The following is a 25,852-nucleotide window of genomic DNA, read 5'->3' on the forward strand; positions in this document are numbered from 1 at the left end:
ATCATGTCGAGTCCAGCTGCAGCGATGGCGGTGCTTGAGGGAGTCCTTGAGCGCATCACGTACGCCAATGAGGAGACCGGGTACACGGTCGCGCGTGTCGACACCGGCCGCGGCGCCGGTGATCTGCTCACCGTCGTCGGCGCGCTGCTCGGCGCACAGGTCGGCGAGTCGCTGCGGATGCACGGCCGCTGGGCCTCCCACCCGCAGTACGGCAAGCAGTTCACGGTGGAGAACTACACGACGGTGCTGCCCGCCACCGTCCAGGGCATCCGCCGCTATCTCGGCTCCGGCCTCATCAAGGGCATCGGGCCCGTGATGGCCGACCGGATCACCACCCACTTCGGCGTGGACACCCTCGACATCATCGAGACCGAGCCGAAGCGGCTGGTGGAAGTCCCCGGGCTCGGGCCCAAGCGGACGAAGATGATCGCCGCCGCCTGGGAGGAGCAGAAGGCCATCAAGGAGGTCATGGTCTTCCTCCAGGGCGTCGGCGTCTCCACCTCCATCGCCGTCCGCATCTACAAGAAGTACGGCGACGCGTCGATCTCCGTCGTGAAGAACGAGCCCTATCGCCTCGCCGCCGACGTCTGGGGCATCGGCTTCCTCACCGCCGACCGCATCGCCCAGTCCGTCGGCATCCCGCACGACAGCCCGGAGCGCGTCAAGGCCGGTCTGCAGTACGCCCTTTCGCAATCCACCGACCAGGGCAACTGCTATCTGCCCGAGGAGCGCCTCATCTCGGACGCGGTGAAGCTGCTCCAGGTCGACACGGGCCTCGTCATCGACTGCCTCGCCGAGCTGGCCGGGGAGGAGGAGGGCGTCGTCCGCGAGTCCCTGCCCGACCCGGACGGGGGCGACGACATCGTGGCCATCTATCTGGTCCCCTTCCACCGTGCCGAACTGTCCCTCGCGGGACAGCTGTTGCGGCTCCTGAAGACCGCGGACGACCGCATGCCCGCCTTCCGGGACGTCGCCTGGGACAAGGCCCTCGCCTGGCTGTCGGACCGCACCGGCGCCGAGCTCGCGCCCGAGCAGGAGGAGGCGGTCCGGCTCGCACTGACCCAGAAGGTCGCCGTCCTGACCGGCGGCCCCGGCTGCGGCAAGTCCTTCACGGTCCGCTCCGTCGTCGAGCTGGCCCGCGCCAAGAAGGCCAAGGTCGTCCTCGCCGCCCCCACGGGCCGCGCCGCCAAGCGCCTCGCCGAGCTCACCGGCGCGGAGGCCTCCACCGTCCACCGCCTGCTCGAACTGCGGCCCGGCGGCGACGCGGCGTACGACAAGGACCGGCCGCTCGACGCCGATCTGGTCGTCGTCGACGAAGCCTCGATGCTCGACCTGCTGCTCGCCAACAAGCTGGTGAAGGCCGTGCCGCCCGGCGCCCACCTGCTCTTCGTGGGCGATGTGGACCAGTTGCCGAGCGTCGGCGCGGGCGAGGTGCTGCGAGACCTGCTCAGTGAGGACAGCCCGATCCCCGCCGTCCGCCTCACCCGCATCTTCCGGCAGGCCCAGGAGTCGGGCGTCGTCACCAACGCCCACCGCATCAACTCCGGCGTCCCGCCCATCACCCAGGGCATGAAGGACTTCTTCCTCTTCGTCGAGGAAGAGACCGAGGACGCGGGCCGCGTGACGGTGGACGTCGCCGCGCACCGCATCCCGAAGAAGTTCGGCCTCGACCCGCGCCGCGACGTGCAGGTGCTCGCCCCCATGCACCGCGGCCCGGCCGGCGCGGGCAATCTGAACGGCCTCCTCCAGCAGGCCATCACCCCCGCCAGGCCCGACCTGCCGGAGAAGCGGTTCGGCGGCCGGGTCTTCCGCGTCGGCGACAAGGTCACCCAGATCCGCAACAACTACGAGAAGGGGCAGAACGGCGTCTTCAACGGCACGGTGGGCGTCGTCACCGCCCTCGACACCGACGAGCAGCGGCTCACCGTCCGCACCGACGAGGACGAGGAAGTCCCGTACGACTTCGACGAACTGGACGAGCTCGCCCACGCGTACGCCGTGACGATCCACCGCTCCCAGGGCAGTGAGTATCCGGCCGTGGTGATCCCGGTCACCACCGGTGCCTGGATGATGCTGCAGCGGAATCTGCTCTACACCGCCGTGACACGCGCCAAGAGGCTGGTCGTCCTGGTCGGTTCGCGCAAGGCTCTGGGACAGGCAGTGCGCACGGTCTCCGCGGGAAGGCGCTGTACGGCCCTGGATTTCAGGCTTTCGGGGCCTCAGGGACGCCGCGGAGCAGGCCCTGGAACATTTTGATCGATCAAACGAGTAGGAAACCTCACACAGCACTTCCGGAACCGGGGCGAAGGGGGCAGGATGAGCAGGTTGGCGGCACTGAGTGCCGCCAATAGGCCCAATGGTCGACCCCGAGTGCACTCTCCAGGGCCAAATGGGGGATGGTAGAGACAGTCAGGGCACCTCGAAGAAGAGGCACAACGTCGGTGAGGGATGACGTGAGCGAGAACGCTAACAACGGTGTAGTACTGCGGTACGGCGACGACGAGTACACCTACCCGGTGATCGAGTCGACCGTCGGCGACAAGGGCTTCGACATCGGGAAGCTCCGCGCCCAGACCGGTCTGGTGACCCTGGACAGCGGCTACGGCAACACCGCCGCCTATAAATCCGCCATCACCTATCTCGACGGTGAACAGGGCATCCTCCGGTACCGCGGCTACCCGATCGAGCAGCTGGCCGAGCGCTCCACCTTCACCGAGGTGGCGTACCTCCTGATCAACGGCGAGCTGCCGAAGGTCGACGAGCTGGCCACCTTCAAGAACGAGATCACGCAGCACACCCTGCTGCACGAGGACGTCAAGCGGTTCTACGACGGCTTCCCGCGTGACGCCCACCCGATGGCGATGCTGTCGTCCGTGGTCAGCGCGCTGTCGACGTTCTACCAGGACAGCCACAACCCGTTCGACGAGAAGCAGCGCCACCTCTCGACGATCCGCCTGCTCGCCAAGCTTCCGACGATCGCGGCCTACGCGTACAAGAAGTCGCAGGGCCACCCGGTCGTCTACCCGCGCAACGACCTGGGCTACGTCGAGAACTTCCTGCGCATGACCTTCTCGGTGCCCGCCGCCGAGTACGAGCTCGACCCGGTCGTGGTCAACGCGCTCGACAAGCTCCTGATCCTGCACGCGGACCACGAGCAGAACTGTTCGACCTCCACCGTGCGTCTGGTCGGCTCCTCGCAGGCGAACATGTTCGCCTCGATCTCCGCCGGCATCTCGGCCCTGTGGGGCCCGCTGCACGGTGGCGCCAACCAGTCGGTCCTGGAGATGCTCGAAGGCATCCAGGCCTCCGGCGGCGACGTCGACACCTTCATCCGCAAGGTGAAGAACAAGGAAGACGGCGTGAAGCTCATGGGCTTCGGGCACCGCGTCTACAAGAACTTCGACCCCCGGGCGAAGATCATCAAGGCGGCGGCGCACGACGTCCTCTCGGCCCTCGGCAAGTCCGACGAGCTGCTCGACATCGCGCTGAAGCTCGAAGAGCACGCGCTGGCCGACGACTACTTCGTCGAGCGCAAGCTCTACCCGAACGTGGACTTCTACACGGGCCTCATCTACCGCGCGATGGGCTTCCCGACCGAGATGTTCACCGTGCTCTTCGCCCTCGGCCGCCTGCCGGGCTGGATCGCCCAGTGGCACGAGATGATCAAGGAGCCGGGTTCGCGCATCGGCCGTCCGCGCCAGATCTACACGGGCGAGGTCCTGCGCGACTTCGTCCCGGTCGAGGGTCGCTGACCCCCGGGCGAACAAGCGGAAAGCGCCCCGCCGCCGATCCCCCCACGGGTCGACGGTCGGGGCGCTTCCCTTTTTCCCGGTGCGGATTCCCCCCACGGGATCCGGCCGGGCGTCTGTGGTTGCCCTGCGGTCTGCCGGGACGCGTACGTACGGGAGGGCCGCTCAAAGCTCCCCGGTGCACGTGCCCCGGCAACGCAATTTCCAGGAACATCCCCCAAGATGTCCCCTGATGTCAGAAGACGTCCCCCAAGACATCTTCCTGCATCGCCCCATTAGACTCTCGTCCCCCCTCAATGGTTACGTTCGGATCACTGTGATCTGCGTCTCTTGCATATGTCCCGTACATGCGCAAGAGCCCCGATATGGGGATTTCGGGAGTGGCGTGAGGATGCTGAAACGACCTTGTGAAGGGGTTATGTGAACGTCCTCAGACGGAGACTGTTGGTGACCACGAAGACCGAGGAGAACGCCATCGCGGCGCCCGCGATCATCGGATTGAGCAGACCGGCCGCCGCGAGCGGCAGCGCGGCCACGTTGTAGCCGAAGGCCCAGAAGAGGTTGCCCTTGATGGTGGCGAGGGTCTTCCGGGAGAGCCTGATGGCGTCGGCCGCGACCCGCAAGTCCCCGCGCACCAATGTCAGGTCGCTCGCCTCGATGGCCGCGTCCGTGCCGGTGCCCATCGCAAGGCCCAGATCGGCGGTGGCGAGCGCGGCCGCGTCGTTCACACCGTCCCCGACCATCGCCACGACTCGACCCTCGCCCTGCAGCCGTCGTACGACATCGACCTTGTCCTGCGGCAGGACCTCCGCGTGGACGTCGTCCGGCGCGATGCCCACCGCGCGGGCGACCGTGTCGGCGACGGCCTGGTTGTCGCCGGTCAGCAGCACCGGCACGAGGCCGAGCGCACGCAGCTCGCGCACCGCTTCCGGGCTGGTCTCCTTCAGGGCGTCCGCGACCGCGAGGACCCCGCGTGCGGTGCCGTCCCAGGCGACCAGGACCGCCGTGCGCCCGGCGGCCTCCGCGTCGTCCCGCAGCTTGGCCACCACCTCCAGGCCCGTCACCCCCGCGTCCACGAGGAGCCGCTCCCGGCCGACCAGCACCTCGTGCCCGTCCACCGTGCCGCGCACCCCGGACCCGGCGACGTTCTCGAACCGCTCCGGCGCCGGCAGCTCCCCGGCCGCGATCCCCAGGCGGTCGGCGGCGCCCGCGGCGACGGCACGGGCGACCGGGTGTTCCGAGGCGTGCTCCAGGGCGCCCGCGAGCCGGAGCAGCAGCTGCTCCTGGGTGTCCCCGGCGAGGTGCACGTCGGTCAGCTCCATGCGGCCCGTCGTCACCGTGCCGGTCTTGTCGAGGACGACGGTGTCGACGCGGCGGGTGGACTCCAGGACCTCCGGGCCCTTGATGAGGATGCCGAGCTGGGCCCCGCGCCCGGTGCCGACCATCAGGGCCGTCGGCGTGGCGAGGCCGAGCGCGCAGGGGCAGGCGATGATCAGGACGGCGACGGCGGCGGTGAACGCGGCGGTCGCGTCGCCGGTGGCGCCCAGCCAGCCGCCGAGCGTGCCGATCGCGATGAGCAGCACCGCCGGCACGAAGATCCCGGCGATCCGGTCGGCGAGCCGCTGCACCTGGGCCTTGCCGGTCTGCGCGTCCTCGACGAGCCGCGCCATCCGCGCGAGCGAGGTGTCCGAGCCGACGCGCGTCGCCCGCACCACGACGCGCCCGGAGACATTCACGGTGCCCCCGGTCACGACGGCGCCCGGGACGGCGTCCACCGGCACGGACTCGCCGGTCAGCATGGAGGCGTCGATCGCGGACGCGCCCTCGACGACGGTGCCGTCGGTGGCGACGGTCTCCCCAGGGCGTACGACGAAGTGGTCCCCGACGGCCAGCTGCCCGACCGGCACCCGCTTCTCCGTGCCGTCCCGCAGCACCGCCACGTCCTTGGCGCCCAGTTCGAGGAGGGCCCGCAGCGCCGAGCCCGCCTTCCGCTTGGAGCGGGCCTCCAGCCAGCGGCCGAGCAGGATGAACGTGACGACGCCCGCGGCGACTTCGAGATAGATCGTCGAGGCCCCGTCGCCAGGCGAGGCCGTGAGATCGAAGCCGTGCCGCATCCCCGGCATCCCGGCGTCCCCGACGAACAGCGCCCACAGCGACCAGCCGAAGGCGGCGAGCGTGCCGACGGAGACGAGGGTGTCCATGGTCGCGGCCCCGTGCCGAAGGTTGGTGAACGCCGCCCGGTGGAAGGGCAGCCCGCCCCAGACGACGACGGGCGCGGCCAGCGTCAGCGAGAGCCACTGCCAGTAGTCGAACTGCAGGGCGGGGACCATCGCGAGCACGACGACGGGCAGCGACAGGACGGCGGAGACGATCAGGCGCTGCCGCAGGGTGTCGGGCTCGGTGATGTCGGCGGTGGTGGGGGCCGGGGTGCCGTCTCCGGCGGGTGAGAGGGGCTCGGGCGGGGGCGGCACGATCTCCTCGGCCGTGTAGCCCAGCTTCTCGACCAGGGCGATCAGCTGGTCGACCGCGACCCCTTCGCCCTCGTCGTACGAGACCTTCGCCTTCTCCGTGGCGAGGTTGACCGTGGCGGTCACGCCCTCCATGCGGTTCAGCTTCTTCTCGATGCGCGACGAGCAGGAGGCGCAGGTCATCCCGCCGACGGCGAGTTCGACTTCGGTCATGACTCTTTGTACTGCTTCCGGGTGGGGGTACGGCGGCGGGCCCTGCGGTGTCGGCGCCGACACCACAGGGCCCGGGGTACCCGGCGGACCGCCGGGCAGACGTCGCGGCGGGCGCCGCGGGCCTCAGGCCTTGGCGCCGACGAGCTCGTAACCCGCCTCGTCGACGGCGGCGCGCACGGCGGCCTCGTCCAGCGGCGCCTCGGAGACCACGGTGACCCGGCCCGTGGCGGCGACGGCCTTGACGGAGGTGACGCCCGCGATCGCCGAGATCTCCTCGGACACCGCGCCCTCGCAGTGCCCGCAGGTCATGCCCGTCACCTCGTACTCGGTGGTGACGGCGCCCTGCGGCGTCTCGGCGGTGTCGGAGTGGCAGGAACCGCTGGGGGAGCAGCAGGAACCGGTCGACTCGGACTCGGCCTGCGGGAGCTCGGTCTGGGCGCTCATGTCGTTCTCCTCGGGGAGGGATGTGTACGTATGCGGCGTAGCGTGCTGGAGGGGGCCCCGGGAGCCCCGGTGGCCTCCTCGCCCCACACTCCGAGACTATACCCCTAGGGGGTATAACTCAACGAGGAGGGGCCGCGGCGGCGGACGCGGCCCCGTGAAGTCAGCCTCTGCGGCCCCGGTTGCCGGGCCGGGCGGCCACCCAGGCCCGGACGGTGTCCGCGTACCAGTAGGGCTTGCCGCCCTCGACGTGGTCGGGGTCCGGCAGCAGACCGTGCTTGCGGTAGGAGCGGACGGTGTCGGGCTGCACACGGATGTGCGCGGCGATCTCCTTGTACGACCAGAGCCTGCGGTCGGTCATCGGTGGCACCTCCCTGCGCGCACCCAGGGCGGCCGGAGAGGCCGACGGGGGAACTGGGTGCGACGCGTGGCGATCACTCAGCCTGTGCCCCGTGCAACGACACAGGGTGACCACAGGGGGGCGACTGTCGACCGCCTGTGACGCAAGCCCCGCGTACGTGAGACATGTGTGACAGGACGGGAGTGTTTGTGACAGAAGAGACGCAATGAGGCTGCTGCTACGCGCCGCACGACCGCAGGTACGAGCGGGTGCGGCGGGCGACCGGCAGCGGCCTGTCCGGGGCGCACGGGTACATGTCCTGCTCCACGATGGCGAACAGCTCCACGCCCAGCTTCTGGGCCGCGCCGAGTACGGGCCCCAGGGCGGGCACCCCGGCGGGCGGCTCGCACATCACGCCGCGCGCCACCGCGGGCCCGAACGGCACCTCCTGGGCCCGCACCTCCGCGAGGATCTCCGGGTCGACCTGCTTGAGGTGCAGATACCCGATGCGTTCGCCGTACGTCTCGATGAGCTTGACGCTGTCGCCGCCGCAGTAGGCGTAGTGGCCGGTGTCCAGGCAGAGCGAGACGAGGTCCGGGTCGGTGGCGTCGAGGAAACGGGTGACGTTCTCCTCGCTGTCGATGTGGGTGTCGGCGTGCGGGTGCACCACGACGCGCAGGCCGTACCGCTCGCGGACCTCGTGGGCCAGCCGCTCGGTCTGGGTGGTCAGTTCGCGCCATTGTGCGGGCGTGAGGACACGGTCCTCCAGGACCTCGCCGGTCTTGTCGTCGCGCCAGAAGGAGGGGATGACCACCAGGTGCTCGGCGCCCATGGCCTGCGCGAGCGCGGCGTTGTCCGCGACGTGGGCCCAGGTCTTCTCCCAGACGGCGGGCCCGTGGTGCAGGCCGGTGAAGACCGTGCCCGCGGAGACCTTGAGGCCGCGGCGGGCCGTCTCCGCGGTCAGTTCGGCCGGGTCGGTGGGCAGATAGCCGTACGGGCCGAGCTCGATCCACTCGTACCCGGACTCCGCGACCTCGTCGAGGAAGCGCCACCAGGGGACCTGCCGAGGGTCCTCGGGAAACCAGACGCCCCACGAGTCGGGCGCCGAACCGATCCGGATGCGGGACAACGTCGTCATTCGGCCAGACTCCAGGCCGTGTCGGAAGAGTGTCAAGCAGTAGTCCGAATGTAAGGACAAAATGTTGACAGGGTTGCTGGGGCGGGATTAGACCTGGGGGCACACGGACGCGACGAAGGGGCGTGCAGGGTGACCGATCCGTACGACGTCATTCCGTACGACGTCATCACGATGGGGCGGATCGGGGTGGACCTGTATCCCCTGCAAGCCGGGGTGCCCCTCGCCGAGGTGACCGCGTTCGGGAAGTTCCTCGGCGGCTCGGCGAGCAACGTCGCGGTGGCCGCGGCCCGCCTCGGACGCCGCGCCGCCGTCATCACCCGCACCGGCGAGGACCCCTTCGGCGACTATCTGCGCGGCGCCCTGCGGGAGTTCGGCGTCGACGGCCGCTGGGTGAGCCCGGTCGCGGACCTGCCGACACCGGTGACGTTCTGCGAGATCTTCCCGCCGGACGACTTCCCGCTGTACTTCTACCGGCTGCCGAAGGCGCCCGACCTGGAGATCCACGAGGCCGAGCTCGACCTCGACGCGATCGCCGCGGCACGGATCTTCTGGATGACCGGGACGGGCCTGTGCGCGGAGCCCAGCCGGTCGGCGACGCTGGCGGCGCTCGCCCACCGCGCGCGGTCCGGGACCACCGTCTTCGACCTGGACTGGCGGCCGATGTTCTGGGCCGATCCGGCCGACGCGCGGCCGCACTACGCCGCCGCCCTCGCCCACGCCACCGTCGCCGTCGGCAACCTCGACGAGGTGGAGATCGCCACGGGGGAGCGCGAACCGCTCGCCGCCGCAGGGGCGTTGCTCGACGCCGGGGTCGACCTTGCCGTCGTCAAGCAGGGCCCCGCCGGAGTCCTCGCCATGAACAGCGCGGGCGAGGCGGCGCAGGTGCCGCCGCTCCCGGTGAAGGTCCTCAACGGCCTCGGCGCCGGCGACGCGTTCGGCGGGGCGCTGTGCCACGGGCTGCTCGCGGGCTGGGAGCTCGAACGGATCATGCGGTACGCCAACGCGGCGGGGGCGATCGTCGCCTCCCGCCTGGAGTGCTCCTCCGCGATGCCGTTTCCCGGCGAGGTCGCCCTGGCAGTGGAAGAGGGGGCCGTCGGATGAATGTGTACGCCCGCCGGAGGCACCGTTCACGGGACTCCGCCCCGGACCCCGCTCCTCAATCGCCGGAGGGGCTGTCCTTGTGGGCACTGTAGACATCGGCTCCCTTGCCCGTACACGGGCCCTGCACCCCGAAGCCATCGCCGAAGCCGCCGCCCGGCGGCGACGGCGGCCGCTGCTCGGGCGGACCGGGCGGCTGATGATCGTCGCCGCCGACCACCCCGCCCGCGGCTCCCTCGGCGCGGGCGGCGTGCCCTTCGCCATGGCCAACCGCGCGGACCTGCTCGAACGGCTCTGCCTCGCACTGTCGCGGCCCGGCGTCGACGGCGTCCTCGCCAGCGCCGACGTCCTGGACGACCTGCTGCTCCTCGGCGCCCTCGACGGCAAGGTCGTCATGGGGTCGATGAACCGCGGCGGCCTCGCGGGCGCCGCCTTCGAGCTGGACGACCGGTTCACCGGGTACCGGGCCGAGGACATCGACCGGCTCGGCTTCGACGCGGGCAAGCTGCTGCTGCGGGTCGACTACGACGATCCGGGGTCGCTGCGGACCCTGCACTCCGCCGCCCGGGTCGTCGACGCCATGGCCGAGCGCCGGCTGCCCGTCTTCGTCGAGCCGTTCCTCACCCGCCGGGGCGGGCGCGACGGCACGGGCCCGCCCCGCAACGACCTGGGCGCCGAGGCCGTCACGCGGTCCATCGCCATCGCCTCCGGCCTCGGCGGCACCTCCGCGTACACCTGGCTGAAGGTGCCCGTCACCGAGAACCCCGACGACATGGCGCGCGTCATGGAGACCTCGACGCTGCCCGCGGTGCTGCTGGGCGGCGACGTCGGGGGAGAGGGCGGGGACGCGGACGCCGCGTACGAGAAGTGGCGCGGCGCCCTGCAACTGCCCACCGTGCAGGGACTCGTCGTCGGCAGGGCGCTGCTCTATCCGCCCGACGGCGATGTGGCGGGGGCGGTCGACACCGCCGTAGGACTGCTGTAGCGGGGCAGACAGGCCGTGGCGGCGCAGGCAGGCTGGGCAGAGAGGCCGAGGAGGCCCACATGACGTACGTACCGAAAGGGAGTGCGGCCGACGGTCCGTACGCCCTGGACATCGATCCGAAAAGGGCCGGGTGGACCTACTCCCACCTGCGCGTCGTCGAGCTCGGACCGGGCGGGCTGCACTCCTTCGCCACCGGGGAGAGTGAATGGATCGTGCTCCCGCTGACCGGCGGCTGTACGGTGCAGACAGCAGACGGGATCATCGAACTGCTGGGCCGCGAGAGCGTGTTCAGCGGAGTCTCCGACTTCGCTTACGTGCCCCGTGACGCCCGGATCCAGATCGCCTCCGGCGCGGGAGGCCGCTTCGCCCTGGCAGGAGCGAAGTGCGAGCGTCGACTCCCCGCCCGCTACGGCTCCGCGCCGGAGGTACCCGTCGAGCAGAGGGGCAGCGGCGGCTGCGCCCGCGAGGTCCGCAACTTCGCCTCCGCGGACGCCTTCGACTGCGACCGGCTCATCGCCGTCGAGGTGATCACGCCCGGCGGCAACTGGTCCTCGTACCCGCCGCACAAGCACGACGAGCACCGCCCCGGCGTCGAGGCGGAGCTTGAGGAGATCTACTACTTCGAGATCGAGGCGCCGGACGGCCGCGACGGATTCGGCTACCAGCGCGTCTTCCCGTCCAGGGAGGGCGGCACCGACGTCCTCGCGGAGGTCCGCACCGGCGACGCCGTGCTGGTGCCGGACGGCTGGCACGGCCCGTCCATCGCCCAGCCGGGCCACGCGATGTACTACCTGAACGTGATGGCGGGGCCCGGCCAGGAGCGGGAGTGGCGGATCTGCTTCCACCCCGACCACACGGAGGGATACCGATGACCAGGCTGACCACGGCCCAGGCCCTTGTGCGCTTCCTGTCCCGGCAGTACACCGAGCGGGACGGCACGCGGCAGCGGCTGATCGGCGCGACCTGGGGCATCTTCGGACACGGCAACGTGGCCGGCATCGGCCAGGCGCTCGTCGAACACGCCGAGGAGATGCCCTTCCACCAGGGCAGGAACGAACAGGCCATGGTGCACGCCGCCGTGGGGTACGCCCGGCAGTGCGGCCGTCTCGCCACCCACGCCGTCACCACCTCCATCGGCCCCGGCGCCACCAACCTCGTCACCGGCGCCGCGCTCGCCACCGTCAACCGGCTGCCCGTCCTCCTGCTGCCCGGCGACACCTTCGCGGCCCGGCCCGCCGACCCCGTCCTCCAGCAGCTCGAAGTGCCCTACGCGGGCGACGTGTCGGTCAACGACTGCCTGCGGCCCGTGTCGAGGTACTTCGACCGCGTGACCCGCCCCGAGGCGCTGATCCCCGCCGCGCTCGCCGCGGTGCGGGTGCTCACCGACCCCGCGGAGACCGGCGCCGTCACGCTCGCCCTGCCGCAGGACGTGCAGGCGGAGGCGTACGACTGGCCGGACGAGTTCTTCGCCGAGCGGACCTGGACCGTCCGGCGGCCGGCCCCGGACCCGCGCGAACTGTCCACCGCCGCGGCCGTGGTGCGCGCGGCCCGCCGCCCCCTGGTCGTCGCGGGCGGCGGCGTCCACCACAGCGCCGCCGAGGACGCCCTGCGGGACTTCGCCGACGCCACCGGGATTCCCGTCGCCTCCACCCAGGCGGGCAAGGGCTCGCTGCGCCACGACCACCCCTCGGACGTCGGCGGCATCGGGCACACCGGCACGGCCACCGCCGACGAACTCGCCCGCGCCGCCGACCTGGTGATCGGCGTCGGCACCCGCTACAGCGACTTCACCACCGCGTCCGGCACGCTCTTCGAGGCGCCCGGAGTGCGCTTCCTCAACCTCAACATCGCCCCCTTCGACGGCCACAAGATGGCCGGCGACACCCTGATCGCCGACGCCCGCGCCGGCCTCGAAGCGCTCACCCAGGCGCTGGACGGCCATCGCGTCGAGCCCGCGTACGCCGTCGAGTACACGGACGGCAAGGAGCGCTGGGAGCGGCGCGTCGACGCCGCGTTCCAGGCGGACGAGCCGGACGCGCGCCCGACCCAGGTCCAGGTCGTCGGCCTGCTCGACGCGTTGGTGACGGACGATGACGTGATCATCAATGCCGCCGGATCGCTCCCCGGCGACCTGCACAAGCTGTGGCGGGCCCGGTCGCCGCGGCAGTACCACGTCGAGTACGGCTACTCCTGCATGGGATACGAGATTCCCGCGGCCATCGGCGTCGCGCTCGCCGCGCCGGAGCGGCCCGTGTGGGCGCTGGTCGGCGACGGCACGTACCTGATGAACCCGACCGAGATCGTCACGGCCGTCCAGGAGAACCTGCCGATCAAGGTCGTCATCCTGCAGAACCACGGCTACGCCTCCATCGGCGGGCTCTCGGAGTCCGTGGGCGGCGAGCGGTTCGGCACCGCGTACCGCTTCCGGGCGCCCGACGGGTCGTACACCGAGGGCCCGCTGCCCGTCGATCTCGCGGCCAACGCGGCCTCGCTCGGCATGCGGGTCCTGCGCGCCGGGACCGTCCGTGACCTGCGCGAGGCGCTGCGCGAGGCGCGCGGTGCAGACCGTCCCACATGTGTCTATGTGGAGACGGAAACGGCAGACACAGTGTCGGGGCCGCCCCCGGCACAGGCGTGGTGGGATGTGCCCGTGGCCGAGACGGCGACCCGGATGTCCGCGGTCAAGGCCAGGGAAGAGTACGACCGGCACGTCGCAGCCCGGCGCCGCCACCTGTGAGAGTAGGGATGCTTGTCATGACGAAGACCGTCAATCACTGGATCGGTGGAAAGCCCGTCGAAAGGGCTGAGGGAGCGTCGGGTGCGTACGGCCCGGTGACCGATCCGGCGACCGGCGTCGTCACGACGCGGGTCGCGTTCGCCTCGGTCGACGAGGTGGACGCGGCGGTCGGCGCGGCCCGCGAGGCCTTCGCGACCTGGGGCACGTCCTCGCTCGCCAAGCGCACGGCGATCCTCTTCAAGTTCCGCGCGCTGCTCGACGCCAACCGCGACGCGATCGCCGAGCTGATCGTCGCCGAGCACGGCAAGGTGCACTCCGACGCGCTCGGCGAGGTCGCCCGCGGCCTGGAGATCGTCGACCTGGCCTGCGGCATCACGGTGCAGCTGAAGGGCGAGCTGTCGACGGAGGTGGCGTCCCGCGTGGATGTCGCGTCGATCCGCCAGCCGCTGGGCGTCGTCGCGGGCATCACGCCCTTCAACTTCCCGGCCATGGTCCCGATGTGGATGTTCCCGCTGGCCATCGCGTGCGGCAACACGTTCGTGCTCAAGCCGAGCGAGAAGGACCCGTCCGCGTCGATGAAGATCGCGGAGCTGCTGAGCGAGGCCGGTCTGCCGGACGGCGTCTTCAACGTGGTGCACGGCGACAAGGTGGCGGTGGACCGTCTCCTGGAGCACCCGGACGTCGCGGCCGTCTCCTTCGTCGGCTCCACCCCGATCGCCCGCCACATCCACGCCACGGCCGCCGCCAACGGCAAGCGCGTGCAGGCCCTGGGCGGCGCCAAGAACCACATGCTGGTCCTGCCGGACGCCGACCTGGACGCGGCCGCCGACGCCGCCGTCTCCGCGGCCTACGGCTCCGCGGGCGAGCGCTGCATGGCCATCTCCGCCGTCGTCGCGGTCGGCTCGATCGGGGACGAGCTGGTCGCCAGGATCAAGGAGCGCGCCGAGAAGATCAAGATCGGCCCGGGTACCGACCCGACGTCGGAGATGGGCCCGCTGATCACCGCCGCCCACCGCGACAAGGTCGCCTCGTACGTCACGGGAGCGGCGGCCGAGGGCTGCGAGGTCGTCCTCGACGGCACCGGCTACACGGTCGAGGGCCACGAGGACGGCCACTGGATCGGCCTCTCGCTGCTCGACCGCGTCCCGACGACCGCCAAGGCCTACCAGGACGAGATCTTCGGCCCGGTCCTGTGCGTGCTGCGCGTCGACACGTACGACGAGGGCGTGGCGCTCATGAACGCCTCGCCGTTCGGCAACGGCACCGCGATCTTCACCCGGGACGGCGGCGCGGCCCGCCGCTTCCAGCTGGAGATCGAGGCGGGCATGGTCGGCGTGAACGTGCCGATCCCGGTGCCGGTGGGCTACCACTCCTTCGGCGGCTGGAAGGACTCGCTCTTCGGCGACCACCACATCTACGGCAACGACGGCACGCACTTCTACACGCGCGGCAAGGTCGTCACCACGCGCTGGCCGGACCCGTCGGACGCGCCGGCCGGGGTGGACCTGGGCTTCCCGCGCAACCACTGAGGCCCGCCCGCAGGGGCGGCAGGGGTGCGGTTCTACGATGCGTGTGCACTGCATGAAAGGCCGTGAGCATGCCGCACATCGACATCGACTACGCCGACACCCTGTCCGGCGTCCTGGATCTGCCCTCCCTCGTGGCGGAGCTGCATCCCCTGGTCGTGGAGCGGGTGGACTCGGTCGGGGTCGGCAAGACGTTCTGCCGCTCCTCGGAGGCCTTCGTGGACGGCAGGCCCGACGCGCCCTTCGTGCACGTCACCGTGGGCCTGCTGCCGGGGCGCGGGCCCGCCGTGAAGGCGGAGCTCTCCGACGATGTGCTCGCCCTGCTCGGCAAGCATCTGTCGGGGGTGGAGGGCGCGACGTACTCGGCGGAGGTCCGTGACCTCGATCCGTCCTACCGGCTCCATCCGATGCACTGACCGGTGCCGTTCGGTGACAGTACGTACAGCAGGGCCGTCCGGATTCCGGACGGCCCTGATTCTTTTTTGACGCTCCGCTTGCGGTTCCCGTGCACAGGGTGCAATTCGGGCAGCTAAAGCCCCCGCGTTCATACGCCTGCAATATGAAGGTCATCTTCGGTGGCGGCATGTTCATTGAGGCCCGCCTCGGCAAACTCTTGGGAATGCGAGGCGACTTGGAGTGGGGCCGTGCTGCGGATTCCGTAGGTAAGTGACCGTTGACGTTCCGGTTGTCCCCGGGGTTCGATGACGCGCCGGGAGCCACAGAAAGACGCAGCTCAACCAGGTTTCGGAGGCGATAGGGCTCCCGCCGCACCCCTCACGCATCTCCTGCCGCACGAGTCGATCGGAACCGCGCTCCATGACCGATACGCTTCGCCCGCCCCAGTCCGCCACCACCGAAGCCCTTCCGGTGGCCCCTCCGGTGCCGGTGGCCGTCCCGGGCGATCCCCAGAAGCTCAAGCGTTCCATCGGCGTCGTCGGCGGCACCCTCCTCACGCTGTCGTGCGTGACGCCCGCCTCCACGCTCTTCGTCGTCGTCCCCGACCTCTTCTCCTCGCTCGGCACCGCCACCGCCCTCACCATCGCGATCGGCTCGCTGCTCTGCGTGGGCGTCGCGTTCTGCTACTCCGAACTGGGCACCCTCATCCCCAGCGCGGGCGGCGAGTACGCGATGGTCTCCACGATGGCGGGCCGCCTCGCCGGCTGGCTCGTCTTCGTCCTGTCCCTGCTCGTCGTGATGATCGTGCCGCCCGTCATCGCCATGGGCACGGCCGACTACCTGGCCCCGGTCGTCCACCTCGACCCGTCCTACGCGGGCGCGGGCGTCATGATCTGCGCGACCCTCGCGGGCCTCCTCGACCTGCGCGCCAACGCGTGGATCACCGGCATCTTCCTGGTCCTCGAAGTCGTCGCGGCGGGCGTCGTGGCCGTCCTCGGCTTCGCCCACGCCGAGCGCGGCCCGGGCAGCCTGGTCGACCTGACGGTGGCCTCCGGCTCCGGCTCGGGCGGCTCCGGCGGCGTCGACACCGTCACCGCCATGCTCATCGTCTCCGGGCTCGCCATCGCCCTCTTCGTCACGCAGGGCTTCTCCACGGCCGTCTACCTCTCCGAGGAGATGGAGAACCCCCGCCGCAACGTCGCGCGCACCGTCCTCGCCACCCTCGCCATCTCCGCCGTGATCATCCTGGTGCCGGTCATCGCCATCACCATGGGCGCGGAGAGCCTCACCGCGCTGACCGAGGGCGACATCAGCGCCATGGTGGCCGCCTGGTCCAACTCGGCGGTCGGCACGTTCGTCAGCCTCTGCGTCGCCCTCGCGATCATCAACGCGGGCATCGTCATGGTCATCCAGAACTCCCGCGTCCTGTTCGCATCGGCCCGCGACAAGGCCTGGCCCTCCCCGGTCAACAAGGCCCTGTCCAAGCTCGGCGCGTCCGGCGCCCCCTGGATCGCCACGCTGCTCGTCGGCGTCCCCGGCGCGCTCCTCTGCTTCGTCAACCTGGACACGCTGTACGGCGTGACCGGCGTCTCCGTGACCGGCATGTACCTGCTGGTCGCCGTCGCCGCGCTGCTGGCCCGCCGCGGCACGCACGGCCATGCGGCGGCCTGGCGGATGCCGCTGTGGCCCGCGGTGCCGGTGGTGCTGATCGCGGTGCTCGCGTACGTACTGAGCCGGCAGGAGATGGCGTACCTCGGCTGGACCGGCGGGATCGTGGTGGCCGCCACCCTGTACTGGGCGCTGTACCTGCGGCCGCGACGCGACACGCGGTGGCTGGTGAGCGTGCCGGAGGACGGCCAGGGCTGACCCGGAGCGGCTGCGCGGCGCACCTCATCCGCCCACGCGCCGCTCCACCTCCGCCCAGTCCGCCGGGTCCAGCTCGACGGAGGCCGACCCGCCGAGCAGGTCACGGTCCTTGAACCCGCTGGACGTGGAGACGCACACCACGGGCCCCTCCACGGCGGTGGCACCCAACTGCCGGTACCCGGCGAGCCCCGCCGCGGCGGACAGCTCCGGCCACAGCCCGCCCCGCGCCAACTCGTCCCGCGCGGCCACCATCTCCGCGTCCGTCACGAGCAGCGCCGCGCCCCCGCTCTCCCGCACGGCGACGACCCCGCGGTACCCGCCCACCGACGAACTGATCGCGTACGCGGCCGTCTCGCCGACCGGCACCGCCGTCGCGGGCACCCCGTCCCGCAGCGCCGCGGCGAGCGGGCCGCCGACCGCCGGCTCGCAGGAGTACAGGCGCGGCACCCGGTCGGTCACGCCGAGAGCGACCAGCTCCGCGAAGCCCTTCCAGACGCCGAAGAGGAGCTCGCCGTACCCGGTGGGCAGGAACACCGCGCCCGGTACGCCGAGTTCGAGGTAGATCTCGTACGCGAGGGTCTTGTACCCCTCGGGTCCGAACGCGTGCCCGGTGTGCGTGGGCGTCACGTTGCTGACGGGGTGGTAGCCGAACCGCTCCACGATCCGCCGCAGCAGCGGCCACCGCGCGTCCACGGGCACGGGCAGCACCACGGCGCCGTACGCCCGCAGGAACGCGTCGACCGCGGGCGGCGTGTCCGCCGAGGTGAGCACGGCACAGCGCAGCCCCGCCCGCGCCGCGTACGCCGCCGCCGAGGCCCCGTGGTTCCCGGACGAGGCGACGACGACGCCCTCCGCGCCCGCGCCGACCGCCGCGCTCACGGTGACGCGGTTGATGCGGTCCTTGTGGCTCCAGGTCGGATTGCGGGACTCGTCCTTGATCCAGAGGCCGTCTCCGAAGGGCACGAGGGGCGTGCCGCCCTCACCGAGCCCGGGCGCGTGCAGCGGCGGCAGGAGCGGGGCCCACCGGTCGTGACCGTGCGCGGGGCGGGGCGCGGCGGTGAAGAGGTCGGCGGGCACCTGGTCGTAGGCGTAGTCGACCTCGACCGGATACGACACGGTGTCCGTACTGGTGACCGGACACCCGGCCGTGAGCGGCGGCCACAGCGGGAAGCGGACGGCCGGATCGCCCAGCGAACGCTGGCCGGTGGCGAGAGAGGCGGAGCCCAGGGATGTCATACCACCATGGTGGTACGCGGGGCGCGGAGTCTACTCCCCGGGGAGGCCGGGGGGTTCAGACCGGTGGCTGCCGCCAATGTCGGTCCGCGCCCGTACGGTGGACGGCATGGATCTACGACTGCCCAGGCCCAGGTTCCCCGTGCCGCGCGGTCCGCGCCGGCTGCTCGCCACCGCGGCCGCCGTCGCGGTCCTCGCCGGCGTGGGCACGTGGTCGGCGGTCGCCTCGGACGACGGCCCCGCCGTGCGCAGGGCGGACCGCGTGGTCGACACCGGCGGCGCCCGGATCGACACCTCGTACTTCACGGCGGGTGACCCGGACGAGAAGCGCCCCGCCGTCCTCATCGGCCACGGCTTCGGCGGCAGCAAGAGCGACGTGCGCGAGCAGGCGGAAGACCTCGCCAAGGACGGGTACGCCGTCCTGACGTGGTCCGCCCGCGGCTTCGGCCGGTCCACCGGCAAGATCGGGCTCAACGACCCCAAGGGCGAGGTCGCCGACGTGTCGAAGCTGATCGACTGGCTCGCGACCCGCCCCGAGGTGCGGCTCGACAAGGACGGCGACCCCCGCGTGGGCGTCACCGGCTCCTCGTACGGAGGGGCGGTGTCACTGCTCGCCGCAGGCCACGACAAGCGGGTGGACGCCATCGCCCCCCAGATCACGTACTGGAACCTCGCGGACGCGCTGTTCCCCGACGACGTCTTCAAGAAGCTCTGGGCCGGCATGTTCATCAACACCGGTGGCGGCTGCGAGAAGTTCGAGAAGCGGCTGTGCGCGATGTACGAGCGCGTCGCCGTGGCGGGCAAGCCCGACGCGGAGGCCCGCGAACTGCTCGCCGAGCGCAGCCCGGCCGCCGTCGGCGACCGCATCGAGGTGCCGACGTTCCTCGCCCAGGGACAGACCGACTCCCTCTTCCCGCTCGGCCAGGGCGACGCCATCGCCAAGGCGGTACGCGCGAACCACGCACCCGTGGCCGTCGACTGGATCGCCGGCGGCCACGACGGCGGAGACCGCGAGCGCGACCGCGTCGAGCAGCGCATCGGCACGTGGTTCGACCGCTATCTGAAGGACGACAAGGGCGTGGACACCGGCCCGGCGTTCCGCGTCACCCGCACCGGAGGGATGGACTCCACCGACGGTGCGGCGCGGCAGCGGGGCGCGAGCGACGACCGCTATCCGGGCCTGCGGAGCGGGCCGCGCGCGGTGCCGCTCGGCGGGCGCGAGCAGACCTTCGACAACCCCGCGGGCGCGAGCCCGCCCGCGATCTCCGGGCTCCCCGGGGCCGGCGGCGGCTCGCTCTCCCGGCTCTCCTCCCTCGGCGTCGGCGTCTCCCTGGACTTCCCCGGCCAGTTCGCCAAGTTCGACTCGAAGCCCCTCGACAGCGACCTCCGCATCACCGGCACCCCGACCGTGCGCGCCCACGTGAAGTCCTCCAACGGCGACGCGGTGCTGTTCGGGAAGGTCTACGACGTGGGGCCCGACGGCAAGCAGCAGGTCCTGCCCTCCCAACTCGTCGCCCCCATGAGGGTGACGGACGCGAAGGACGGCAAGGACGTCGAGCTGACCCTGCCCGCCGTCGACCACGAGGTGCAGAAGGGCCACCGCCTCCGCCTCGCCCTCTCCTCGACCGACCTCGGCTACGCATCGCCCGTCGAGCCCGCCAAGTACACCGTCTCCCTGAAGAGCGACCTGAAGGTGCCGACCGCGCCCGGCGTGGAGACCGCCGCCGCACCGCTGCCCTCCTGGGTGTGGTGGCTGCCCGCGGCCGGGGCGGTCGTCGCCCTCGCCCTGCTCGCCACCGCGCGCAGGCGCACCACGGCACCGGCACCCGACCCGGAGCTCGCCGAAGTCCCCCTCCGGATCACCGACTTGAGCAAGCGGTACGCCAGGTCCAGCGACCGGTACGCGGTCCGCGACGTCTCCTTCACCGTGGAGAAGGGCCAGGTCCTCGGCCTCCTCGGGCCGAACGGCGCGGGCAAGACCACCACCCTGCGCATGCTCATGGGCCTCATCAGGCCCGACGCGGGCGAGATCCGCGTCTTCGGCCACGCGATCAGGCCCGGCGCGCCCGTCCTCTCCCGCGTCGGCGCGTTCGTCGAGGGCGCCGGATTCCTGCCCCACCTGTCCGGCCGGGAGAACCTGGAGCTGTACTGGAAGGCCACAGGACGCCCCGCCGAGGACGCCCACATGGAAGAGGCGCTGGAGATCGCAGGGCTCGGCGACGCCCTGGCCCGCGCCGTGCGGACGTACTCCCAGGGCATGCGGCAGCGCCTCGCCATCGCCCAGGCCATGCTCGGCCTCCCGGACCTGCTGATCCTCGACGAACCGACCAACGGCCTCGACCCGCCGCAGATCCGCGAGATGCGCGAGGTCATGATCCGGTACGCGCGCGGCGGCCGCACGGTCATCGTCTCCAGCCACCTCCTCGCCGAGGTCGAGCAGTCCTGCACACACCTCGTCGTCATGGACCGCGGACGGCTCGTCCAGGCCGGCCCGGTCGCCGAGATCGTGGGCTCCGGAGACACGCTCCTCGTCGGCATCGCGACGGACATCCCCGACCCGCTCGTCGAGAAGGTCGCCGCGCTCCCCGGCGTCGCGTCGGCCGTGCGCGCCGACGACGGCATCCTGCTGCGCCTGGACGGCACGGAGCACGCCAGTGCCGTACGGCTCCTGCCCGAACTGGTCCGCCTCGACGTGCCCGTGGAATCCATGGGCCCGCACCGCCGCCTCGAAGACGCGTTCCTGACCCTGATCGGAGGCACCGCATGACCGCCCCCACCCTGGAGCGCCCGACCGCGCCCGGCTACCGCGCGGGCCGCACCCTGCCCCTGCGGGTCGAGGCGGCCCGCCAGCTGAAGCGCCGCCGCACGCTCGTGATGGGCGGCATCATGGCGCTCCTCCCCGTCGTGCTGGTCATCGCGTTCGCCGTCGCGGGCGGCTCACCGGGCTCCCGCAGCGGCGAGGTGACGCTGATGGACACGGCGACGGCGTCCGCCACGAACTTCGCCGCGACGTGCCTGTTCGTGTCGGCGGGCTTCCTCCTCGTCATCCCCGTCGCGCTGTTCTGCGGGGACACGGTCGCCTCCGAGGCGAGCTGGTCCTCCTTGCGCTACCTGCTCGCCGCGCCCGTGCCGCGGGCCCGCCTGCTCTGGTCCAAGATGGCCGTCGCCCTCGGCATGAGCGCCGCCGCGATGGTGCTGCTGCCGCTGGTCGCGCTGGCGGTCGGCGCGCTGGCGTACGGGTGGGGGCCGCTGGAGATCCCGACCGGCGGCACCCTCCCCGCGGGCACGGCGACCCGGCGCCTCCTGATCGTCGTCGCGTACGTCTTCGTGTCCCAACTGGTCACCGCGGGGCTCGCCTTCTGGCTGTCGACGAAGACCGACGCCCCGCTCGGCGCGGTGGGCGGCGCGGTCGGCCTGACCATCGTCGGCAACGTCCTGGACGCGGTGACCGCCCTCGGCAGCTGGCGCGACTTCCTCCCCGCCCACTGGCAGTTCGCCTGGGCCGACGCGATCCAGCCCCGGCCGGAGTGGGGCGGCATGATTCAGGGCTCGGCGGTCTCGGTGGCGTACGCGCTGGTGCTGTTCGCGCTGGCGTTCAGGGGGTTCGCGCGGAAGGACGTGGTGAGCTGAGGCGGACGGGGTGAGCTGAGGCGGACGTGGTGAGCTGAGGTGGGGCCGCCGGGCCCCGGGGACGCCGTGCCCCTCACCCCTCCCGGCCCCCGCACAGCTCCCGCTCCGCCCGTACCGGGTCGTTCGGGAAGCGGAAGGAGGTGAGGTCGGCGGCTCCCGTCAGGTTTCGCCAGAACCGGCCCGCCGTCAGTGGCGCGCGCGTGGCCGCACGCAGTTCTGCGAACGGGGCGCAGCGCAGGGCGCGCCGGGCGGCGTCGACGCGGGCGGGGTCCAGCCCGGCGGGCAGGTCGCCGGGGACGCCGCGCTCGGCGACGATCCACTCGTCGGGGAGCCGCTTGTCGTGTCCGACGCGGCCGACGAAGCCCTCGGAGTGGGCCGCCAGCGGGTAGGCGAGCCCGATCGGGTCGAGGGCGGCGCCGGTCAGCGGGATCACGGAGCCGCTGAAGCCGAGCGTGTTGTAGACGCCGGTCACACCGGGCTGCCGGGCCGTGACCGGAGTCTGGGCCAGGAGCAGCGTGGGCGCGCCGGCCCGCACCCGGTCCCGTACGAGTCCGGCGTACGACTTGTTGCCCGGATGCCCCGCGAAGTCGTGGTGGAGGGGGTGCGGCGCGGCGTTCTGCCGTACGTACACCCCGCGTTCGTCCGCGACACCGCTCCGCCCGATGTACCCCTCGTACGGCACCCGCAACGCGCCCGCGCACACCGCGGCCCACACGCCGGCCACCACGGCGACGACGCTCCACGCGCGCGTGACGGGCACGAGGAAGACGGGCAGCAGCATCAGGAACAGCCCGGGCAGGAACATCCGCCCGTGCATGAAGTCGCCGCCCACCTTGATGACGTACGCCCAGCAGAGGGCACCGGCGACGAGGGGCGCCACGAGGGGCGCCACGAAGGGCGCGGCGAGAGGGACCGCAGCCGGAGGAAGTGCTGTGCGGCGCCGCCCGGCGACGAGCGTGGCGTACACGGCGCCTCCGCCGATGGCTACCAGCGGCACCCACAGCACGTAAGGCCCGGCGAAGTCCGAGAGGTAGTCGAATCCCCGCCCCCACAGGCTCCGTGACGCCTCCTTCGTGACACCGGGCAGCGGCATCAGATGCCCGTAGTACCCCATGCGGAAGATCTCGTACGAGACGGGCAGCGCACCCGCGACCCCGGCCCCCGCGAGCACCCCCCGCCGCGTGGTGGGCCGCACGGTCACCCACTGGGCGGCGAGGAAGACGGCCGACACCAGCGCGAGATCGGGCCGCACGAGGGGGCCGAGCCCCAGGACCGCACAGGTCACCGGCGAGCGCGGCCGCGTGACGAGGGCGAGCCAGGACCCCGCGATCCAGCAGGTGGCGAGGCCGGTCTCCAGACCGGAGGTGGCGAAGTCCCAGACGGGCGGCAGCGCGAGCAGCACGAGGGCGCCACAGGGCAGCAGGAACCCGTTCCCGCCGCGGAGCGGCAGCGTCCCGTGGAGCCGGAGGACCGCGAGCGAGGCCAGCGCGAACCCGGCGACGGTGAGCAGCAGCCCCCCGTACATCGCCACCGTCGCGATGTCGGCCCCCGTCGCCCCACCGGCGACGAGCAGCCACTGCCACAGGGTGCCGGTGGACGATTCGGCGCGTTCCCCGGGGTTGAAGACGGGACCGTTGCCCGCCAGCACCTGCCGGACCGTACGGACGTAGATGTGCCCGTCATCGGACATCCACCGCCGCTGGAACCCGGCGACGCCGATGACGAGGGCCGGCAGCAGACAGGCGGCGAGCCGGACGCGGCCCCGCCATCGCTCGGGCGCCGCTCCGGGCGACGGCCCGGCGACGGTTTCGGACCCACGGACGGACGCATACGCAGAGGTCGTCATGACCGCTACATCGGCGCAGGTCAGCGACGGCTTGAGCCACGCACACCCGTCCGCACATCCGTCTGCTCGACCGCCCGGACGCTCAGGTGCGCGGAGCGGAACGTGTCCACCCCATTGAGTTTTCCTTACGTGTCAGTAAGTTGACCGACGAAGCACGCGCCGAGCACCTGCACATCCGCTGAGAACCGGAAGCCGGGGAGCCGTCATGGGCGTACGCAAGGACCTGAAAAGGGCACAGCGCCGCAGCGACCTGGCGGACCGTGCCGAAGTCGAACTCATCAGGGACGAACACGGCACCGTGCGCGAGGCCCGCACCGCCCCGCTCGTGGCGCCCGCCACCACGGGCAGCACCGCCGACATCCCGTTCACCAACGCCGTCGAGGCCCCCGACGCCGTGGTCCTGCGCCGCAAGGAGGGCGGCCAGTGGCGCCCCGTGACGGCCGCGGCCTTCGCGCGCGAAGTGACCGACGCGGCGAAGGGGTTGATCGCGGACGGCCTCGAACCGGGCGGCCGCGTGGCGCTGATGTCCCGCACCCGTTACGAGTGGGCGGTCCTGGACTTCGCGATCTGGGCGGCGGGCGGCCAGACCGTACCCATCTACGCCACGTCCTCGCCGGAACAGATCGAGTGGATCATGCGCGACTCGGGCGCCCGCTTCCTCATCGCCGAGACGGCGGAGAACGCGGCGACGGCCGAACAGGCGCTGGCCGCCCTCCGGTCGTCGACGGCCACGGACGTCGCGGCCGCCGACCCGCCGCGCATCCGGCACCTCGACGGCGGCGCGATGGCGGAACTGACCGCCCTGGGCAGGGCATTGCCGGACGAGGAAGTGGCCAAGCGCAGAGCGGCACTCACCCCGGACTCCATCGCGACGCTCGTCTACACCTCGGGCACCACGGGCCGCCCCAAGGGCTGCGTCCTCACGCACGGCAACCTGCACGCGGAGGCGGCGAACACCGTCGACCTCCTCCACCCCGTCTTCAAGGAGATCACGGGACAGGTCGCCGCCACGCTCCTCTTCCTGCCGCTCGCGCACATCCTGGGCCGCAGCATCCAGATCGCCTGCATGCTCGCCCGCATCGAGCTCGGCCACTGCCCCAGCATCAAGCCCGAGGAACTCCGCCCGGAACTGCGGGCGTTCAGACCGACCTTCATCGTCGGCGTCCCGTACCTCTTCGAGAAGATCCACGAAACCGGCCGGGCGACCGCCGAGAAGATGGGCCGCGCCTCCTCCTTCGACCGCGCGGAGCGGGTCGCGGTGCGCTTCGGAGAGGCCTACCTGAACAAGTTCCTGGACAAGAAGGGGCCGGGCCCGTCGCCGGCCCTCTACGCCGGCTGGGCGCTCTACGAACTCCTCGTCTACCGCCGCATCCGCAAGGAGGTCGGCGGCCGGCTGCGCTACGCGATCAGCGGCGGCTCACCCCTGGACCGCGACCTCAACCTCTTCTTCTACGCCGCCGGAATCATCATCTACGAGGGGTTCGGCCTGACGGAGACCACGGCCGCCGCCACCATCACCCCACCGCTCAGGCCCCGCCCCGGCACGGTCGGCCTGCCCGTCCCCGGCACGGCGGTACGCATCGCGGACGACGGAGAGGTGCTGATCAAGGGCGGCATCGTCTTCGGCTCGTACTGGAACAACCCGGCCGCGACGGACGCCGTCCTCGCGGACGAGTGGCTCGCCACCGGCGACCTCGGCGCACTGGACGACCACGGCTACCTCACGATCACCGGCCGCAAGAAGGACATCATCGTCACCTCCGGAGGCAAGAACGTCTCACCCGCCGTCCTGGAGGACCGCCTGCGCAGCCGCGCCCCGGTCGGCCAGTGCATCGTCGTCGGCGACAACCGCTCGTACGTCGCCGCGCTCGTCACCCTGGACCCCGAAGCGGTGCGGCACTGGCTCACTGTCCGCAAGCGCCCGGCGGACACACCACTCGCGGAGCTCGCCCACGACCCACACATGATCGCGGAGATCCAGAAGGCGGTGGACCACGCGAACTCAGCGGTCTCCAGGGCCGAATCGATCCGCAGGTTCGCGATCGTGGAAGGCGAGTTCACGGAGGACAACGGCCTGCTCACCCCGTCCCTGAAGATCAAACGCCATGCGGTGACGGCGGCGTACGCGACGGAGATCGAGGCCCTCTACGGCGGCCGCGGCGGCTGAGGCGCACGGCGAGTTGGTG

18 protein-coding genes are annotated in these 25,852 nt (G+C 71.7%); 12 read left to right on the plus strand and 6 right to left on the minus strand.

Translation table 11 applies throughout. From position 1 onward, the window contains the following. Positions 1–3: 3 nt before the first annotated feature. Complete coding sequence (locus tag AB0H82_RS01370) at positions 4–2,256, plus strand: ATP-dependent RecD-like DNA helicase (RefSeq protein WP_362987491.1); 2,253 nt, start codon at positions 4–6, stop codon at positions 2,254–2,256. A gap of 197 nt (positions 2,257–2,453) precedes the next feature. Next, on the plus strand, positions 2,454–3,752 hold the full coding sequence (locus AB0H82_RS01375) for a citrate synthase (protein ID WP_190415400.1): 1,299 nt from the start codon (positions 2,454–2,456) through the stop codon (positions 3,750–3,752). A 413-nt stretch (positions 3,753–4,165) separates the two neighbouring features. Here the strand turns inward: AB0H82_RS01375 and AB0H82_RS01380 are convergent, their stop codons facing one another. From AB0H82_RS01380 to AB0H82_RS01395, 4 genes are all read right to left on the minus strand, one after another. After that, entirely contained in the window at positions 4,166–6,430 is a 2,265-nt protein-coding gene (locus AB0H82_RS01380) for a heavy metal translocating P-type ATPase (RefSeq protein ID WP_362987493.1), read from the minus strand. Between the two features lie 123 nt (positions 6,431–6,553). Next, entirely contained in the window at positions 6,554–6,874 is a 321-nt protein-coding gene (locus AB0H82_RS01385) for a heavy-metal-associated domain-containing protein (RefSeq protein WP_362987495.1), read from the minus strand. A gap of 160 nt (positions 6,875–7,034) precedes the next feature. Next, positions 7,035–7,232 (minus strand): MerR family transcriptional regulator, encoded by a 198-nt coding sequence (locus AB0H82_RS01390; protein ID WP_150168108.1) that lies wholly within the window; start codon positions 7,230–7,232, stop codon positions 7,035–7,037. Positions 7,233–7,449: 217 nt separating this feature from the next. Further along, the gene (locus AB0H82_RS01395; protein WP_362987498.1) at positions 7,450–8,349 is read right to left on the minus strand and encodes a sugar phosphate isomerase/epimerase; all 900 of its coding nucleotides are present in this window, start codon (positions 8,347–8,349) and stop codon (positions 7,450–7,452) included. Between the two features lie 150 nt (positions 8,350–8,499). Here AB0H82_RS01395 and iolC point away from each other — a divergent pair, with 150 nt between their 5' ends. From iolC to AB0H82_RS01430, 7 genes are all read left to right on the plus strand, one after another. Then, positions 8,500–9,450, plus strand: a complete 951-nt coding sequence (gene iolC, locus AB0H82_RS01400; RefSeq protein ID WP_362987728.1) for a 5-dehydro-2-deoxygluconokinase — start codon at positions 8,500–8,502, stop codon at positions 9,448–9,450. Positions 9,451–9,529: 79 nt separating this feature from the next. Then, positions 9,530–10,432, plus strand: a complete 903-nt coding sequence (locus AB0H82_RS01405; RefSeq protein WP_362987500.1) for a deoxyribose-phosphate aldolase — start codon at positions 9,530–9,532, stop codon at positions 10,430–10,432. Between the two features lie 59 nt (positions 10,433–10,491). Continuing rightward, positions 10,492–11,304: a 5-deoxy-glucuronate isomerase gene (gene iolB, locus AB0H82_RS01410; RefSeq protein WP_362987502.1), complete on the plus strand. Its 813-nt coding sequence runs from the start codon at positions 10,492–10,494 to the stop codon at positions 11,302–11,304. Next, positions 11,301–13,169, plus strand: a complete 1,869-nt coding sequence (gene iolD, locus AB0H82_RS01415) for a 3D-(3,5/4)-trihydroxycyclohexane-1,2-dione acylhydrolase (decyclizing) (protein WP_362987504.1) — start codon at positions 11,301–11,303, stop codon at positions 13,167–13,169. Before iolB ends, iolD begins: the two co-directional genes overlap by 4 nt. A 17-nt stretch (positions 13,170–13,186) precedes the next feature. Beyond that, entirely contained in the window at positions 13,187–14,698 is a 1,512-nt protein-coding gene (mmsA, locus tag AB0H82_RS01420; RefSeq protein ID WP_362987506.1) for a CoA-acylating methylmalonate-semialdehyde dehydrogenase, read from the plus strand. 68 nt (positions 14,699–14,766) lie between these two features. Then, positions 14,767–15,111, plus strand: a complete 345-nt coding sequence (locus AB0H82_RS01425; RefSeq protein WP_362987730.1) for a 5-carboxymethyl-2-hydroxymuconate delta isomerase — start codon at positions 14,767–14,769, stop codon at positions 15,109–15,111. Between the two features lie 400 nt (positions 15,112–15,511). After that, complete coding sequence (locus tag AB0H82_RS01430) at positions 15,512–16,957, plus strand: APC family permease (RefSeq protein WP_362987508.1); 1,446 nt, start codon at positions 15,512–15,514, stop codon at positions 16,955–16,957. A gap of 24 nt (positions 16,958–16,981) precedes the next feature. Here the strand turns inward: AB0H82_RS01430 and AB0H82_RS01435 are convergent, their stop codons facing one another. Beyond that, on the minus strand, positions 16,982–18,193 hold the full coding sequence (locus tag AB0H82_RS01435; protein ID WP_362987510.1) for a pyridoxal-phosphate dependent enzyme: 1,212 nt from the start codon (positions 18,191–18,193) through the stop codon (positions 16,982–16,984). Positions 18,194–18,299: 106 nt separating this feature from the next. On the opposite strand from AB0H82_RS01435, the gene AB0H82_RS01440 reads away from it, so the two are divergent. Further along, on the plus strand, positions 18,300–20,957 hold the full coding sequence (locus tag AB0H82_RS01440) for an alpha/beta fold hydrolase (RefSeq protein ID WP_362987511.1): 2,658 nt from the start codon (positions 18,300–18,302) through the stop codon (positions 20,955–20,957). Further along, the gene (locus tag AB0H82_RS01445; RefSeq protein WP_362987513.1) at positions 20,954–21,820 is read left to right on the plus strand and encodes an ABC transporter permease; all 867 of its coding nucleotides are present in this window, start codon (positions 20,954–20,956) and stop codon (positions 21,818–21,820) included. The genes AB0H82_RS01440 and AB0H82_RS01445 overlap by 4 nt, the downstream gene beginning before the upstream one ends. A gap of 73 nt (positions 21,821–21,893) precedes the next feature. Here the strand turns inward: AB0H82_RS01445 and AB0H82_RS01450 are convergent, their stop codons facing one another. Further along, positions 21,894–23,666, minus strand: a complete 1,773-nt coding sequence (locus tag AB0H82_RS01450; protein WP_362987515.1) for a hypothetical protein — start codon at positions 23,664–23,666, stop codon at positions 21,894–21,896. Between the two features lie 205 nt (positions 23,667–23,871). Between AB0H82_RS01450 and AB0H82_RS01455 the strand changes: the two genes are divergently transcribed. Next, complete coding sequence (locus AB0H82_RS01455) at positions 23,872–25,833, plus strand: long-chain fatty acid--CoA ligase (protein ID WP_362987517.1); 1,962 nt, start codon at positions 23,872–23,874, stop codon at positions 25,831–25,833. Positions 25,834–25,852: the final 19 nt, after the last annotated feature.

The sequence above is a fragment of the Streptomyces sp. NPDC050732 genome (genome assembly GCF_040654255.1).
Taxonomy (GTDB): domain Bacteria; phylum Actinomycetota; class Actinomycetes; order Streptomycetales; family Streptomycetaceae; genus Streptomyces.